The 15,044-nt window shown below is 68.4% G+C and carries 16 protein-coding genes; 7 read left to right on the top strand and 9 right to left on the bottom strand.

What is annotated here, in order from left to right; all coding sequences use genetic code 11:
- The first annotated feature begins 358 nt into the window (after positions 1-358).
- Positions 359-922, top strand: a complete 564-nt coding sequence (locus Dvina_RS16990; protein WP_223103447.1) for an aspartyl/asparaginyl beta-hydroxylase domain-containing protein — start codon at positions 359-361, stop codon at positions 920-922.
- Positions 923-1,080: 158 nt separating this feature from the next.
- On the opposite strand, the gene Dvina_RS16985 is transcribed toward Dvina_RS16990, so the two are convergent.
- From Dvina_RS16985 to Dvina_RS16960, 6 genes are all read right to left on the bottom strand, one after another.
- The gene (locus Dvina_RS16985) at positions 1,081-1,695 is read right to left on the bottom strand and encodes a TMEM175 family protein (protein ID WP_223103446.1); all 615 of its coding nucleotides are present in this window, start codon (positions 1,693-1,695) and stop codon (positions 1,081-1,083) included.
- 279 nt (positions 1,696-1,974) lie between these two features.
- Entirely contained in the window at positions 1,975-2,457 is a 483-nt protein-coding gene (locus Dvina_RS16980) for a UPF0158 family protein (RefSeq protein WP_223103445.1), read from the bottom strand.
- A 318-nt stretch (positions 2,458-2,775) separates the two neighbouring features.
- A complete protein-coding gene (locus Dvina_RS16975) occupies positions 2,776-3,027 on the bottom strand; it encodes a hypothetical protein (RefSeq protein ID WP_223103444.1) in 252 nt (83 codons plus the stop codon).
- A 504-nt stretch (positions 3,028-3,531) separates the two neighbouring features.
- Positions 3,532-4,062, bottom strand: a complete 531-nt coding sequence (locus Dvina_RS55720) for a DUF2625 family protein (protein ID WP_425516565.1) — start codon at positions 4,060-4,062, stop codon at positions 3,532-3,534.
- 443 nt (positions 4,063-4,505) lie between these two features.
- Complete coding sequence (locus tag Dvina_RS16965) at positions 4,506-5,168, bottom strand: DUF4232 domain-containing protein (RefSeq protein WP_223103442.1); 663 nt, start codon at positions 5,166-5,168, stop codon at positions 4,506-4,508.
- A gap of 348 nt (positions 5,169-5,516) precedes the next feature.
- Positions 5,517-5,756, bottom strand: coding sequence for a hypothetical protein (locus tag Dvina_RS16960; RefSeq protein ID WP_223103441.1), 240 nt, complete (start codon positions 5,754-5,756; stop codon positions 5,517-5,519).
- A 247-nt stretch (positions 5,757-6,003) separates the two neighbouring features.
- Here Dvina_RS16960 and Dvina_RS16955 point away from each other — a divergent pair, with 247 nt between their 5' ends.
- Positions 6,004-6,288, top strand: coding sequence for a hypothetical protein (locus Dvina_RS16955; protein ID WP_223103440.1), 285 nt, complete (start codon positions 6,004-6,006; stop codon positions 6,286-6,288).
- A gap of 220 nt (positions 6,289-6,508) precedes the next feature.
- On the opposite strand, the gene Dvina_RS16950 is transcribed toward Dvina_RS16955, so the two are convergent.
- Complete coding sequence (locus tag Dvina_RS16950; protein WP_223103439.1) at positions 6,509-7,066, bottom strand: GNAT family N-acetyltransferase; 558 nt, start codon at positions 7,064-7,066, stop codon at positions 6,509-6,511.
- 190 nt (positions 7,067-7,256) lie between these two features.
- Here Dvina_RS16950 and Dvina_RS16945 point away from each other — a divergent pair, with 190 nt between their 5' ends.
- The 3 genes from Dvina_RS16945 to Dvina_RS16935 all read left to right on the top strand — a co-directional run bounded on the left by Dvina_RS16945 (position 7,257) and on the right by Dvina_RS16935 (position 10,498).
- Positions 7,257-8,108 carry a hypothetical protein gene (locus Dvina_RS16945; RefSeq protein ID WP_223103438.1) on the top strand — a complete coding sequence of 284 codons (852 nt, stop codon included), beginning with the start codon at positions 7,257-7,259 and terminating at the stop codon, positions 8,106-8,108.
- Positions 8,109-8,914: 806 nt separating this feature from the next.
- Entirely contained in the window at positions 8,915-9,667 is a 753-nt protein-coding gene (locus Dvina_RS16940; protein ID WP_380030651.1) for a YqjF family protein, read from the top strand.
- A gap of 429 nt (positions 9,668-10,096) precedes the next feature.
- Positions 10,097-10,498: an Imm10 family immunity protein gene (locus Dvina_RS16935; protein WP_223103436.1), complete on the top strand. Its 402-nt coding sequence runs from the start codon at positions 10,097-10,099 to the stop codon at positions 10,496-10,498.
- 202 nt (positions 10,499-10,700) lie between these two features.
- Here the strand turns inward: Dvina_RS16935 and Dvina_RS16930 are convergent, their stop codons facing one another.
- Positions 10,701-10,994, bottom strand: coding sequence for a putative quinol monooxygenase (locus Dvina_RS16930; protein ID WP_223103435.1), 294 nt, complete (start codon positions 10,992-10,994; stop codon positions 10,701-10,703).
- 390 nt (positions 10,995-11,384) lie between these two features.
- On the opposite strand from Dvina_RS16930, the gene add reads away from it, so the two are divergent.
- Complete coding sequence (gene add / locus Dvina_RS16925) at positions 11,385-12,371, top strand: adenosine deaminase (protein WP_223103434.1); 987 nt, start codon at positions 11,385-11,387, stop codon at positions 12,369-12,371.
- 72 nt (positions 12,372-12,443) lie between these two features.
- The gene (locus Dvina_RS16920) at positions 12,444-12,887 is read left to right on the top strand and encodes a hypothetical protein (RefSeq protein ID WP_223103433.1); all 444 of its coding nucleotides are present in this window, start codon (positions 12,444-12,446) and stop codon (positions 12,885-12,887) included.
- A 525-nt stretch (positions 12,888-13,412) separates the two neighbouring features.
- Here Dvina_RS16920 and Dvina_RS16915 read toward each other — a convergent pair.
- Positions 13,413-14,630, bottom strand: coding sequence for a serpin family protein (locus Dvina_RS16915; RefSeq protein WP_223103432.1), 1,218 nt, complete (start codon positions 14,628-14,630; stop codon positions 13,413-13,415).
- Positions 14,631-15,044 lie beyond the last annotated feature (414 nt).

The following is a 15,044-nucleotide window of genomic DNA, read 5'->3' as shown; positions in this document are numbered from 1 at the left end:
GAACGGGCCTACCGGGATGTTGTTACCGGATCCGTACGGACCTGTGTGGCCCGGAATGCGAATGATGTCCGACGCATGACATTTGGGACACGCATGACTGTACTTCATTGTGCGATTATCGGTCGTTACCGCACGGTGCAGAGCCTCCGCCAACCGCCTGATCTTCGATCGTTTCTGCGGACGGCAGCGGCTTCGGCGCGCACACACATCGGCATGAGAGGCAACCTCTGCAGCTACGTCCGCGCAGATGATCTTGGACCGGGAACGTCGGTACGGTGCGGTACTGTCCAGCGCGCGAGTGGGGGCGCTGGCCGCCGGTCGTTCGATGTGCGCCAACAGCGGGTGGTGGAGGTTCGGTGTGTTCGTTGACGGTGAGCAGTTTCCGTTCCTGGCCGATCTTCGGCGAGCTTGGCGAGACATCCGGGCGGAGTGTTTGACGCTGGGCGACGAATCGTTCGAGCCGTGGGTCCAACGCGAGATGTACGGAACTGGCTGGAGCGTCTACGGACTCGTCGCGTTCGGCACCCGTATCGACGCGGCGCTGATGAACTGCCCCCGCACCGCAGATGCGCTGAGTCAGATCCCGGGCCTCACGACCGCGGGCTTCTCCCGCATGGATGCCGGGACTCACATCAAGCCCCATCAGGGCTGGGTCACGACTGTCCACCGCGCTCACCTGGGCTTGGTGGTGCCAGACGGCGACTGCGCCTTGCGGGTCGGCTCGCAGACCCGGCTCTGGCGCGAAGGAGACCTGCTCGTGTTCGACGACACCGTCGTTCATGAGGCGTGGAACTATTCCGCGCACACGCGCACGGTGCTGCTGTTCGATTTTCTACGGCCTGGACGGACCACGGACCAAGCCGACGAGCTACCGCCGGAGGTGGCAGCAGCTGTGCGGCGCCGAACCCGAGACCAGAAGTAGCGGTCGTGGAACCTTCTCCAACGACCGAAAGGCCCCAATGCCCGGGGCAAGATGTCCGTGAGCTAGGACCTCGCCACGCGGGTCACTGGCGGTGACGAGCTCCGGTCGACCGCCCGCACCAACGGCGCAGATGCGGATGTCTCCTTCGCGGGCATGCGTCAGTCGGAGGTTTCGTGGTCGCGGACGATACGGTCAATGCGGGGGTCCGGCACGATCCACATGATTGCCACCGCGATGTAGCAGGCGAGGGCGATCCCCACGCCGACGTGCCCACCGGGGTCAATCGCCAGTGCGCTGACGATCCCGGTGAGGTACACCACCGGTGAGATCTTGCCCTTCATGTCGCTGCCGACCGCCCGCCGGAGCGGGGACTCGGCGCCCTGCGAGCGGATGATCACCATCTGCAGCACGTAGTACGCCACAGCCGCGGCCAGCATGTTGACGCCGTAGATCACAACCGGGGTCTGCGCGAACCTCGATTCGTCCACCCAGGCCGTGGTGAGCGGGAACAGCGACAGGCAGAACAACAGTGCGAGGTTCGCCCACAGCGTCGCGCCGTTGACCCGCTGGACCAGGTGGAACATGTGGTGGTGGTTGTTCCAGTAGATGCCGACGTAGGCGAAGCTGAGCAGGTACGTCAACAGCCCGATGCCGGTCGAGTGCACCAGGTCCGAAAGTTCGTGCCCGCCCGGCGGCTTCAGTTCCAACACCATGATCGTGATGATGATGGCCAGCACTCCATCGCTGAACGCTTCGAGCCGACTCGTCCTCATCGCGCCACTGCCCCTCGTGTTCCGGCGGTCGATCTCGCCATGGAAGATCTATCATCGCCGACGCCGTGGACCCGACATCGGCGGTACGTGCAACCCTCGACGTCGGCCAGGATGCGGGAAGTGAGCCTCCGCAGAGGCATGGCACGCCGGCCTGCCGACCCGATCGAGTGAGCCCTCATCAGCAGGGCAGGCGGCCGCGCCCTCGGCGAGGACGGCCACCGTCGGTGATGAGATCTGGCCGGCCGCCACGCACCAACGGCGACATGAGCGCGAGCGTGATCAAGCGGTGGTTGCCGGTACGTCGGGTTCGGGATGCTCGTCGCGGTATCGCGTCGCCGTGTTGTTGTCGATGAGTGAATTGCTTTCCAGCCAGTCGACTGCGCGTCGGCGGGCGCGGGTGTCGCGGAAGGCGGTCCAGGCCGGGAGGAGGTCTGGATATCTTTCGTGCAGCTCGTCCTTGAACCGGCGGAACGCGCCCTTGCCGCGAATGGCCCGCTCGAGCCGTCGCCCGGCCTGTTCATCACCGACTTGGCCGGCGAAGTCCGCCATGTCCTGGTACCAGACGTGCGACGGCAATGGATCAATGCAGATCAGGTCCAGCTCCTCGAGGGCAACGGGCGTCTCGCCATCGATGCCGGTATCCGAGGTCCAGAACACGATCTCCCCGGTCTGCGGGTTGATCAGGTATCGGTGCTCGTAGGCGGACTGATCGGCCAACGCGACGGCGATCTCCTCCAGGTCAACGCGACTGAGCTCAAGCACGAGACCACCGTAGCTGTCGTGTTGGCCGATGCACTCGGTCAACACGGTCCGAACGCGAGCACGCCATGCAGCAGATCCGGATGCCGGCGGACTGGCGGGGACTTGACCCCTGGCGGGCATGGCACACCGGGGGCCACGCACAGTCGTGGGCTTCCAGACTTGTGCATCGCTGGTCCAGCGCCTGCTCAGCATCGACCCGGTCACCGTCACCTTGCTGCCGGGCCCGCAGACTCCTCGCCTTGGAGACAGTCCTGCTCGTGCTCACATTGGCGTCGCCGCGGCCTTCAATGCATGTCGGGGCCCTGCAGAAGGCTTGGCTCAGAGGCTCGACAGGGCCTCGAGGACACGGTCCAGCACCTGCTCCGGCGGCGGGCCCTCACCCAGTTCCACACTCAGCCAACTCGCCATGACCGGGTCGAGACTCGCCGAGTCGGCCGCGAATGCGGCGACAGCCAGCCCGGTCCCGCCGGTGGGTACGGCCGGTCGCGGGCCGGCGGCATGACGGCGCGGCAGGATCTGCCGGCGGCGGATCGACGATTTCGACAGTTCGGCGAGCGATGTCGCAGGCACCGGTGCGGCATGCTTCAAGGCGACCTCCTGTACTCGGTTCGACCCTTCCGCAAGCCCGTACGCGCGACCACCGGCAAGCGGTTCAGCAGTACCGGGGGCCTCAGGGACATGTAAGACACACCAAAGAAGATCGAAAGGGAAACCGCGCCGGCAAACCCGCCAGGCAGGCATCCCTCTCCCACCGCTCACCGACTCCGAGCGCGGTCGGCTCGCACCAGCGGGGCCGGAGCAATGCCACGAAGCCTGACGATATTTGGCCGGCCGGCGCACGAGCTCCCTCAGAGGGTCTCCGATACGGTTGGCCTATGCGGCGGGTCACCGATGAAATGATTCTGGCTGTCGGCAGGCTGACGTTGGCCGCGGCGGAGCTTGAGTATGTCTTGGCGTGGATCGGAGCTGATCAGGCGGGCGGCGACCAGGCGGCGGTCTTCGCCGTTCCCGGGGAATCGTTGCGAGCGGCGCGCGGGTCGGTCCAGTTCGCGTCACCACGCAACCGGGACGAGTTCATCGGACTGGTCGAGGCCGCAGGAGGCTACTTGGCGCAGAGTCAGGCCGCCGTGCGGCGATGTGGTTCGACAACAGCACTGTCAACGCGGCGACTTTCGACGAGATCGCCGGACTCTTGCTGCGCTGCCGGGATCGGCTCCAGGTGCTCCTCGATGAAGCCGAGCGCGCACCTACCACGTAGCTCACCGGACTCGGCAGTACCGGGAGCCGTGGCGTTTGCCAGCGCCCTGCCGCTCGTTGTGACGACGATCCGACGCGGTGACCGCCCAGCACGTCCTGCGCCACGATCATTGCGCCAGCGACGTGGTCATTGACCTGGCTCAGACTGGCCAGGCGACGTTCGTCGTGCTCTGATCCAAAGACACGCAGCCACCCATGATCGAGCACCAGGCCGCCGCTGCTATGGACCACCGCCCCCAACCACGACCGCGTTGTAACCTGCAACAACTGGAGCTCCTCGTCAGCCCGGCGCGGGTCGGCGGCCAGAACGACGACCTGGTACGGCGCGGCGGCCGCAGCCGCCTCCACCTCCGGCCACGCCGGATCGACGGCGTCGACGAGCTCAGACAGGCAGCGCACACCGGCACCCTACAAGCGATACGCAACGTGACAGGCTGCACTGGCCCGGTACACCATCAGCGGCAGACGTATGTATCCCGGACCGCCCGGTTCGGCCGTCGCGAAGTTTCGTGACCAAAGCCGGCTGGGCAGTCACACTGTGGCGATGGCAGCTGAGCAACCGGGTGACTCGGTCGAGGTCGAAGAGGACGTGCGTCGGGCCGAGAGCGCAGTGATGGACGCCTTGTTCGGCCCGATCGGACGTTCGGATCCGCATCGAGTGCTGCGCGACGCAAAAATTCCTGGGGGTGCGGTACTCGTTCGTGCACGAGGCGCTGCACGACCGCGCGCCGAGCAGCCCACGGGTGCCCGGGGCGGGCGTCCTCGGGAATGCCGGGACGCCCGCGGGCCGGTCAGGAGGTTTCGCTCAGGCCGGCCACGACCGGGAAGACGGCGCCCACGTTGGTGCCATTGACCGAGCAGGCCCGCTCGTGCCAGGGCAGGAAGAACGACGTGGTCTCGCCGGGCGGGAAGATTCGGAAGCCGTCCTGGTCGACCGGGTTGCAGTTGGTGTCGAACTGGCCGACGTTGGCCTCGCGGAGGGTGGCGTGAGCGGCGGCGTTGGGCGCCAGCACGACCTCGGCCACCGTGACGCCGGTTTCGCGGCGGAGCGGGTCGTTGATCTGCGGACCGGTCGGACCGGCCAGGCGGGAGACGCCGGGGTAGCCGTTGAGGGTGCAGGTGCGGGCGGAGATGTTGGTGAAGACCAGCCAGTTGTACTGCGAGCCCGCCGCTCCGCCGCCGGGAGCGCCCTGAGCCGTGATCTGGAGATCGGCGGTCCTGCAGCGGCCGGGGCCGGACGACTGCGTGGGCCGGGGCTGGCTGGACGGGGAGGGCCCGGATTGCGGTGGTGAGCTGGACGGGGCGGACTGCGCCGGGACCGGCGAGCCGGAGCTGGCGGCGCCGGAGGAGGGGGCGCCAGGGGCCGTGGACGGCCCGCCGGCCGCCTCGTCGACCGGGTCGCAGGCGGCCAGCAGGAGCGGGACGAGTACAAGTGCCGCCAAGTGCTTTTTCATCAGTGCTTCTCCCTGCGTCGATATCGAGTGCAACGATTGCTATGACGCCTGGGAGGGGCTCCGGTTGAGGTCTGTCGTATTGCCGATCGCCACTCGATGAGGCCGGCGACGATCGGCGAGACGGATGGGACGTTGACGCCATTTACGTTGGTGAAGACAAGCCACACGTAGCGGCTGTCCTGCGCTCCGCCGCCCGGTCCGGACCGATCGTCACCTGCAGGTCGCCGGTGTGGCAGCGGACGAGCTGCGGGGTCGTGACACCGGCGGTCGGGGTCAGCGGCGAGCCGGCCGCAGACGGTGAACCGGTCACGCCCGGTGGCGGCGGTGAGGACTGTTCGGGGACGGCACCTACGGTGACTTGGAGGCGCCGGGCGGCGGCACCGGGGCGGGGGCGGTGACGATCCGGTACGTAAGGCCGGTGATGCCCGCGAACAGGACGACCGCGGTGGCGGAGATGGCGGCGACCCTTGCCACCCGCCGGCGGCGCGCGGTGCGGGCGATGCGCTCGTAGGCGCCCTGCGGCGGACCAAGTGGCTCGATGCGGTGCTGTTCCAGGCAGCCGTCGAACCGGTCCTCGGGCTCAGTCATCGGTGCCGTCCCGTTCTGCTCGGATTCGCGCCCTCGCGTGGAACAGGTCCGACTTCACCGTGCCCTCCGGCCGGCCGAGTGTGCACCTGGTCAAGGTCCGGTGGTTGCACGACTTCGGCTTCCCGGCCGCCGGGTCGCCCTAGCCGCCGAGCTTGCCGTCGCTGGTTAGCCTGATTGTCTGCGAACCCCGGAGCAGACGGCGGGAGATGACGTGGACCTCGACGCACCTGCCCGTAGCAAACTCGCAATGGAGCTGGTCACGACACCGGCAGCCGGGCGATGGGCGCTCGCCGGCAAGGTGGTCGATGCGCTCCTGCTCGCCGCTGACGGCAGCCCCAACACCGATGCGACCACCCCGGCCGTCCGGGGCCACCTCGTAGTCACGCGCCGCGACACGGGTCAGACGCTGCTGCGTATGCCCGCGTGGACGGATGGCACCCTGGCCGACCAGATCCGGTACCAGCTCGACGTGCTGACCGTCCGCGAGTTCCTGCAGCGGTGGAAGATCGACCCGAACGGAGCACCCGCCTGAGGCGTTGCCCGTCTCCAGATGACGGTACACGAGGAACGCCTCGGACCTGCCCGCCGAGGCGTGGTCCCGCCTCGATGCCGACACCGACCGGTTCGTGCGCGGCGCCGCCGGCCGCCCGCACGCGCCCGAGGTGCTGCTGGCGCTTGTGCACGCGACCGGCGACGAAGAACGTCTCGGCGTGCCAAGCGGATCGCGGCATGTCCAAACGCCTTCTGTCTGCCTAGGGGTGCTGGATCTCAACTTCGTAGATGATCTCCAGACCGTCAACGTCGTCCCACTGTTCACCGACCCTGACAAAGCCGTACTGCGACGCGAGTTGGAAGGAGGCGACGTTGTCCGGTCGAATGCTCACCCGCGCCGTACGTACGCGTGGCTCGCAGGACGCCCGCCGGAGCAGCGTCTCCAATGCGGCGCGGGCATAGCCGCGTCGTCGGTACACCGGGTCGACCGTATAGCCGATCTCCACCATTCCGGAAGGATCGGGCGGTCCGTGGTAGCCGGCATGGCCGACGGCCAGTCTCTCCCGCTCACACCATATGACGCCGTTGACCCAGTCCGCGCTGGCCGGATCCATCGCGATCTGTTCTGCACGCATCTGCCACACGTATCTCGACGACGCATCGATGAACAGCGGCGACAAAGGTACCGGGCTCACCGCGTTCGCGGCGGCGAGGTCACCATCGGCCAGAGCCCGGAACACCGGCCCGGTCAGATGCACTATCCGTACCTGCTGCTCGGCACGTCGTCCGGGTGGACCGATCTGCTCCTCGGAGGCCATCGCGATACCCTGCCACAACACCCTGACCGATACCCCCCGATTTTCGGCAGCAGGATCGGGGGATGAAGCGTTCACCGCCAGAAAATCCGACGCCCACCACGTTGATCACGTGCGCTCAATTCGGCAGATCAGCGCGTCGGCAAGCCGCAAGGTCCATCACTCCGGGATACCGGCCCGGCTAGGGCGGCGGATGACCATCGCAGATGCGTATGCGTTCTCCTCGGCGGTGTTTGATAGCGCGGTGATCGATTGGTGGTCGGTGCAGGATCATTGGGGTAGTCCCGGCGTGTTCGTCGAGCGGTTGCTCGGCCGGCTCGAACAGCGGCCGGATGCCAGGACCTGGAAGGACCTCGAACGGCGGCTCGTTGTAGAAGGCGAGTGCTGGTGTTCCGCCGGTTTCGCCGCGCTGCCGGGTCTGGCCGGCATCGCGCGGGCCGCTGCTCGGCCCGACCGTGATCGGGCGTTGGATCTCGCCGCCGTGATCGTGCGGAGCCTGCACCGCAACCACAAGCACGACGACCTGGTCCGCGCGAACCGGCACGTCCCGGCCGCGCTGTACCGTCTCGCCGAGGACCGTCTGGCCAGTGTCAGGGCACCCTCGGCCGCATCTGCGCTGGTGCACGTGATGCAGGACGCGCTCGGCTTCGCCGGCTACACCTTCTGGGCCAAGATCAGCCTGAATTTCACCGACGAGCACTACCACCTCGGCTGCCCCAGCTGCGCCACCCGCCTGGCGATCGTCATCGGCGACTACGGCCACTACGCGGCGATCCGCCACTACAACGACGGCGACATCCGTCGGCGCCCGCTCATCCCGGCCGATCCCGATCAGCTGACCGGGATCGGCCGATGGATGTACGGCACCGCAATCGCCGGCGGCGACACCGTTCTCGCCAACGGCATTACCTACCTGTTCGGCCACGCCACCTGCAGCGCGTGCGAGTGCAGGTTTCCTCTCGCCGACAGCTACGAAGCGGAGAACGGTCCCACCCAACCGATCGACCCGATCGTCCCGAAAACCGATGTTTCACTTGACCCATAAACCTCGAACGATGTCGCCCATGTTTGACGTGTACCGACGCAACATCACTGCCACGCCGCAGCATCACTTCGCACCAGCCGACGATCAGGCCGCAACGCGATCTACAGAGCGTGACGATCGTCGCCGCCAGCGCACGGTCGGCGGCATGTGCGGATGCCGGCATCCGTGGTGGTCGCGATGCCGTCGAGCTTGTGCGCGGCACGGTCACGGGTGGGCGATCGCGGCCAGCGTCAATGACGCTCGGGAGCTCCTTGTCCATGTGCCCCAGGAGTGACGCCACCAGTCGATCGTCGAATCGCCAGGACGGGAGAGGGCTGACCGCCGGCGAACAGCGCCAAGTCGTACTCGAACGGCGACAGGCATTCGTGACCGGCCCAGAATCCGTTCGAGCCGCGGCGCGAACGAACACGGCCGCGGCGGGCCCCCAAATCGCCGCGCGAACGTGGGCGGTCCGTCGGCCGGTGACGCTCGGGGTCGATGTACAGCCCCTGGCAGATCTCGGGATCGTGCCGTCCTCGTTGGCCGGCGCCTCGTACACACTCGGGCTCGAAGCGATCGGTGCGACGTGGCCGCCGGCTCGCCGATGCTCGTCGCCCGCCCGCCCGCCCGGGCAGTACGCGGAGCGGGGCGCCGGCGAACGGCCTGAGGCCGAGTGACCCGATCGACAAGGGACGACGGGCAGGCGGGTCGGCGGCTGCCGGTCATCCTGGAGCGCGAGATCTGCCAAGCCTCGCCTCGATGACCGAAGACGCCGGCCTGGACCGGACCGCGCGGATCACGGTGGCCGGCTGAGCGATGATGGCATGGTGAGGATCGAGGACGTGACCCCGGAGACGCTGCGCCCGGTGCGCCGCTCGATGCTGGTCCAGCGCTGGCACGACCTGGCGTTTCTGCACTGGGCAGTGCCGCCGGAGACCGTCGCGCCCTTCCTGCCGACCGGGGCGGTGCCCGACACGCTCGGCGGAGTCACGTATATCGGCCTGATCGGCTTCCGGATGGTTGGGCTCGGCCTGTTCCGCGGGCCGGGGTTGCCCTACCTGGGCACGTTCTGCGAGACCAACGTGCGCCTCTACAGCGTCGACGGGTCGGGCCGGCGGGCGGTGGTGTTCCTGTCGCTGGAGGCGGAGCGGCTGCCGGCGGTGCTGACCGCCCAGGTGTCGCTGCGGCTGCCCTACAAGTGGGCGAGGATGCGCATGCGCAAGGACGGCGACGTCGTGTCATACACCAGCCGCCGCCGCTGGCCGGGTCCCCGCCCGGCGGGCAACGCCATGGCGGTGCGGATCGGCGCGCCGATCGCCGAGCCGACGCCGCTGGAGCACTTCGTCACCGCCCGTTGGGGACTGCACACCCGAGCGTGGGGCCGCACCCTGCACCTGCCCAACGAGCATCCGCGCTGGCCGCTGTACCGCGCGGACCTGCTCGACCTGGACGACACCCTGATCCTGGCGGCGGGCTTGCCGGCCCCGGTCGGCCCGCCCGACAGCGTGCTCTACTCCCCGGGCGTCCCGGTGCGCTTCGGCACCCCCGACATCGTCGCCCCGCGCACCACCACAGCGTGACGGCGCCGGGCTGGCCACCTGGAACGCAACCGGGCGACAGGCGCGGCGGTACCGGACGGATCCGGCACCGCGCCGCGAGGAGCGGTGCAGCTACCCGGCGCCGCCCGCGGGCACCCGGTCCCGGGCCGGGCACGACGGCCCGAGAGCGTGCCGGCTCGGCCCCCACAGTTTCGGGCCGACTTCGATCGCCAGGGGCGGCCCTCTGAGGTGGCTCGGCTACCAGCGCGCTCGAGTCACGTCCCACTACGCCCTCGGGCCGACTCCGTGGCTTGCTTCACCAACGAGGCCCCGGTGGTTCGCGTTCGGATCGCCAACAGCCTCCACACACCACAGACGTATGCTCCGTCTCGCGCGCACCATCGGCGGCATAGCGGAGGTCCTGATGATCTCGCCGTAGGCGCCTCGGCCGGCTGTGGTAAGAACGGCGCCATGCCGATTGAGTTCGTCGCGTCCCCGGCCGGCGTCGATGAGGAGCAGTGCCTGGTCGCCGCCGTCGCGGAACGAGACGACGGCACCGGCCGCGCCTTGATCTTCCAGGCCGGCGACGATCCCCCTGACGCCCAGGACGTCCGGTTGGGCATGGACACCTACTGCCTGCTCACCGAGCGCCACGGAACCGCATACGGGTGCGTCCGTGAGCTGAGCATCGACGGCAACCGTATGCGCGTCGTCGTCAGCGAAGCCGCCCTCGTCGACCTCGGCCTGGAGGACGCCGAGATCATCGTCGAACTGGCAGTAGATCCGCAGTCGCTCGCGACATTCCGGGAGTACTTGGCACGGATCTTGACCTACGGGCGACTCGCCGCTCGGCCGGCACTACTACGCCCGTGAACACCGCCGAGCGCGCCACACGACGACCGCCCACGCGGATCGCGGCATATGCGTGAATCTGATCAGGCAGTCCCACCAGCGATCGACGTTTGACGGGCGGCCGGATCGGGGTGGCCACACGTTGCGGCTGGAACGCGCATCATGGTGAGGGCGGTCGGTGGCCCGGTCGCTGGGTTTGAGTGTCGAGGACTCGGCCGCCGGCTCAGTCGGGTATCCCTGCGCGGGCGTCGAGTCGTTGCTGCCTAATGCCGCCGGTGTCGATCAGTGGCATCGCTCGCGCGATGCGCTTCTGCACGTGGTCCAGACGCAACGACGCCGCGTGAGCCTCCTGCGATTCCCAGATCTCAGTCGCCCACACACCGTCAGCGTCCGTCTCATCGATCGCGACCACATACAGCCGATTGCCTGGCAAGGACTCGCCCGCCTCGCTCATGATCTTCAGAAGGTCATCGCGCTTGCCGGGCTTCGCGCCGAGGCGGCCATGGAGCATGAACATGTCGAAACTCTACGGGGACATCCGGTACGGCCGTGGCCCTCCTGCAGCGAACCAGCACCCGAACAGGCCCGCCCATCAAGCGGCGTCCACCGGCCAAACGGGTCGACTTGCCTGCTGCGCTGGGTGCCGCAGCGGGCGACACCGCAATAGGACTCGATCAGGCCGACGCCGGGGCCACAAGCGAGGAGCGTCGGCAGCGATCGCGCACCATCAGCGGCATGAGCGCAACCGTGATCAAGCCTCTTACGTGACCGGACAAGTGCTGGCCCCAAATGTCGACGGACCCTAACGCACGACCTGCTATGGCGCCGGTCCGTCTGGGCTACGGCGGACGGGCATCTTGCCGTTGCAGGGTCGCGGTGGATACATGTGGCGTGGGATCATGGCCGAATGTCAGGCAGCCGGACCCTCGCCGCGTTGCCCAAGGCTCACCTTCATATCCATCTCGATGGGGCGATGCGTCGCTCAACGTTGCTGGAGCTGGCTGATCGGGCCGGAGTGGTCGCCACCCTGCCCACGGCGTACGGCTCATTCGCGGCGTTCACGGACACCATTACCGCCGCGGCTGCGTGCCTGCGCACGCCGGCCGACGCGCAGCGGCTGGTCCACGAGATCGTCGAGGACGCGGCGCTGGCCGGGGCGGTGTGGATCGAGCCGTCGATGTGGCCGGGCCTGTTCGGCGGCCGCTTGGGCTCCGACGCCGACGTCCTGGACGTCGTGCTCGACGCCGGCCGGGCCGCCCAGGATCGCTACGGCGTGGGATTCGGACTCATCGTGGCGGCCAACCGTGACCGGCCCGTGCAGGAGGCCGTCGCGCTGGCACGGCTCGCGGTCCGCCGCCACGATGATGGTGTCGTCGGGTTCGGGTTGGACGGCGACGAGACCGCGGCACCAGGACCGCTGTTCGCCGAGGCGTTCACCATCGCCCGCGAGGGCGGCCTCCTTGCCGTACCGCATGCCGGTGAGCTGACCGGCCCATCGTCGGTGCGCGACGCGATGGAGGTGCTGCGCGCCGACCGGATCATGCATGGTGTTGCAGCAATCGCCGACCCTGGCCTGCTCGACCGGTTGGCGCCCGGCGGCGTCGCGCTCGACGTGTGCCCGACCAGCAACGTGATGCTGTCCGTCGTGCCTTCGATCGCCCAGCATCCCCTCCCGGCGCTACTCGCCCGAGGCGTGCCCTGCAGCATCAACGCCGACGACCCGCTGCTGTTCGACACGGATCTGCTCAATGAATACACCCTCGCGCGAGATCACCTCGGCCTCACCGCCGCACAACTGGCCACGTGCGCGCGAACGTCACTCCGTCACAGCGGAGCGCCCCGCGCCCTGGTCGAATCGGCACTGCACGGCATCGACGCCTGGCTGCAACACTGAGCTCGTCGCCCGTTGTGCTCCACCGTCCCGGCCACGGTCAACCTTCGTGTCCGCCACGTCGAATCGGCATGAATGGGCTATGCCGCGGATCACGAGTGCGAAGATGCGGTGGTGGTCATGGAGCCGCTCCCGAGTTTTGAGGATCTGGTCTGGCTCTTCGGGGCTGAGCCGCGCTACACAGATGCGGCAGGCGGCCTTGCCGCGGACGGTCTTGAGAGTTGGCGGTATCCGTGGCCGTACACCTCGGTGAAATTTCTGGCGGTGCGGGGCGGATACGAGATCGAGCTGGATGTGGAGCCTGGCTACGGACAGGTCGGGCTGAGGATGCGGGCCGCGGCCGGTGGCGAAGACATCGTCGATCTCCAACTGGCTGGTGTTCGCACCGTCGGGGTCGACCGGACGAAGGGGCGGGAACTGCTGCGCATCGAGTTCCCGGAAGAAGCGCAGGCGGCCACGCTGTGGCTGCGCTTGAAGCCCGACGTCACCCTGCAGTGGACGTATAACGCGACATCATGACCCGGGCTCCTATGCGGTCTCCGGCCTGAGCACACTCCCTCCTCGCCGTCTTGGACGCTCCCGTTGTATTCCAGGTGCGCGTCCAGCCGCGGGAACACCACCTCGTCGAACGTCTGACACAGCCCAGCGCCGTGCTCAGCCGCGGCCTCCGCCGTCCGCAGCACCCACATGTCAGCGCCTGGAGCGAACGCGAACTCCGGCGGCGGGTGCACGCGTCCGGACAGCTGACCCAGGCCTTGCTCGATGCCACCCCGGTAGTCGATCCAACGCTCTGAGGCAGCGCCGATGTTGATGAAGTACGGCGCGTGACCCGGGTAGCTGGAGCTCTGAAGCCACAGCAACACCGCACCGACGCCACGGACGACACGCAGCAATTCACGCCTTCCAAAACCGGTTCGGGCCATCACTCTTCCCGGCTGGATCACCCCACTCCGGAGCCTCCGGCCGCACACTGGTGACTGCAGAACGTGACATCCGCCGCCAGCCTCGCGCTCGCGGTCGGCAGCACGAGCGGTCGGGCACGGCTCAATATTGATAGGCCTCGGCCACCCAGCCGGCGACCAGAATCAGCTTCGTGTGGCGGTGCACGGCCGCGAACCCGAACGGCCGGTCGAGGCACACGCTCAAGTGCCGTACCCGGTGGTATCGCTCGGGTCCCTCCAACCCTCCGGCGGCCTCGTCGATCGCGGTGACGGCCGACGCCTTGAACCCGGCGCCGGTGAATTCGGCGACCGCGTCCTGGCGGGCCTGGGAGACCGCCATCGGCTCCAGGCTGATCCCGGGGAAGTGCCCGCGGGTTGTGTCAGTGGCCGCGGTGAGCCCGAAGAGCTCGGCGTGTTGGAGCAGGTCGTGTGCGCCGGCGACCCGGAACCGCACGGTGCTCATCGACAGACCGGGGGTGTCCTGATGCAGCGCTCTGTGCTCCCGCACTGTGACGCCGGGTGCGACCGTCACGGTCCAGTCGTCGTCCCAGTCGGGCTGGGGGCCCCGGTCCGGACGGGCATTGTCCCGCAGGACACAGCCGTCGCGACCGGTCACGCCGCCCGATGCGGCGCCGGTGATCGCGTGCAGGGCGGCGCGCAGCACCGCGGACGCGGCCTGATCCTCCTCGCCCAGGGCCAGCACGACGTCGACGTCGTCGCGCCCCTCGATCGTGACGAGCGTAATGACCCCGGCATCCGTGTCCACGGCCCGCAACGTGCGCAGTCCCTCGATGCCATCCAGGTACCGGTACAGCGTCGCCACGTCCTGTCTCGCCCACGGCCCGCGCGAGATCAGCCCGCGCTCCTCCTGGAACGGCTCCACCCACGTGGTCTGCACCGACAAGGCGCTGGCCAGCACCATGAGAGACTCCTCGGAGACCCTGACCGGCATCGCCGCGATCTGCCCACCGGTCTGCGCGGCTGCCCAGGCGTCGAGCGCCGACTGGTCCTGGCGGGGGTCCCCGGTCAGCGTCCCGCGCAACCCAGCGGGCACGGCCGCCTGCCACGCCTCGGTCGGCGGCACCGTGTCGCGCATCCACACGCCGGTGGCAACCCGGATGCCGGGCGACTCGGGCAGCTCAAACGCCTCGGGCGCAACACCCATGAGCTCGTCGCGGGCTGCCCCACCGGCGAACGGGGCGAGGAGCGCCAGCAGGACGTGCACCCCGGCCCCGGACAGTACCGTCCCTTGCCCTTCCAATCTGGACGCCCAGCAGGCCGTGAGTGCGTTGGCGTCGGCGATCGCCGTGCTTGTCGTCATCTGCGGCACCATAGTGCGCCCGCCCCGGGCCCGCCGCCCCGATATTTTCCGGAACGACTCCTGGCTGACACCCGTTCAATGACGCACGCCGGCCCCAACGGACATCGCCCGGCAGTACATGCGCCGGTCAGCGCCGCCGGTGCGGTGGGCTTTACCTGTCGAGGTTCAGGCCGATCATCGACATCACCTCGGACATCGGTACAGGGCGGCGATACCGTCGTAACATTCTTGCCCTCCTTGGTCCGCAGCGGCGGGAGGACATTGATGGCGTGTTCGAGTCGGCAAGCGCTGACCTCGTCGGTCCATTCCGGGAGTACTTGGCACGGATCTTGACCTACGGGCGACTCGGCGCTCGGCCGGCAGTACTACGCCCGTAACCCCTGCCGGGCGCGCGCCACATGTCGACCGTCCGCG

The sequence above is a fragment of the Dactylosporangium vinaceum genome (genome assembly GCF_019904175.1).
In the GTDB taxonomy this organism is placed as follows: Bacteria; Actinomycetota; Actinomycetes; order Mycobacteriales; family Micromonosporaceae; genus Dactylosporangium; species Dactylosporangium vinaceum.
The sequence above is the reverse complement of the archived record's forward strand: the minus strand, read 5'-3'. Positions and strand labels throughout refer to the sequence as shown.

Coding starts and splice junctions, on each gene's coding strand:
- Dvina_RS16985 (WP_223103446.1), bottom strand. CDS start 1,695: ATGAGGACGAGTCGGCTCGAAGCGTTCAGCGATGGAGTGCTGGCCATC.
- Dvina_RS16965 (WP_223103442.1), bottom strand. CDS start 5,168: ATGAAAAAGCACTTGGCGGCACTTGTACTCGTCCCGCTCCTGCTGGCC.
- Dvina_RS16960 (WP_223103441.1), bottom strand. CDS start 5,756: ATGACTGAGCCCGAGGACCGGTTCGACGGCTGCCTGGAACAGCACCGC.
- Dvina_RS16955 (WP_223103440.1), top strand. CDS start 6,004: ATGGAGCTGGTCACGACACCGGCAGCCGGGCGATGGGCGCTCGCCGGC.
- Dvina_RS16950 (WP_223103439.1), bottom strand. CDS start 7,066: ATGGCCTCCGAGGAGCAGATCGGTCCACCCGGACGACGTGCCGAGCAG.
- Dvina_RS16945 (WP_223103438.1), top strand. CDS start 7,257: ATGACCATCGCAGATGCGTATGCGTTCTCCTCGGCGGTGTTTGATAGC.
- Dvina_RS16935 (WP_223103436.1), top strand. CDS start 10,097: ATGCCGATTGAGTTCGTCGCGTCCCCGGCCGGCGTCGATGAGGAGCAG.
- Dvina_RS16930 (WP_223103435.1), bottom strand. CDS start 10,994: ATGTTCATGCTCCATGGCCGCCTCGGCGCGAAGCCCGGCAAGCGCGAT.
- add (WP_223103434.1), top strand. CDS start 11,385: ATGTCAGGCAGCCGGACCCTCGCCGCGTTGCCCAAGGCTCACCTTCAT.
- Dvina_RS16920 (WP_223103433.1), top strand. CDS start 12,444: ATGGGCTATGCCGCGGATCACGAGTGCGAAGATGCGGTGGTGGTCATG.
- Dvina_RS16915 (WP_223103432.1), bottom strand. CDS start 14,630: ATGACGACAAGCACGGCGATCGCCGACGCCAACGCACTCACGGCCTGC.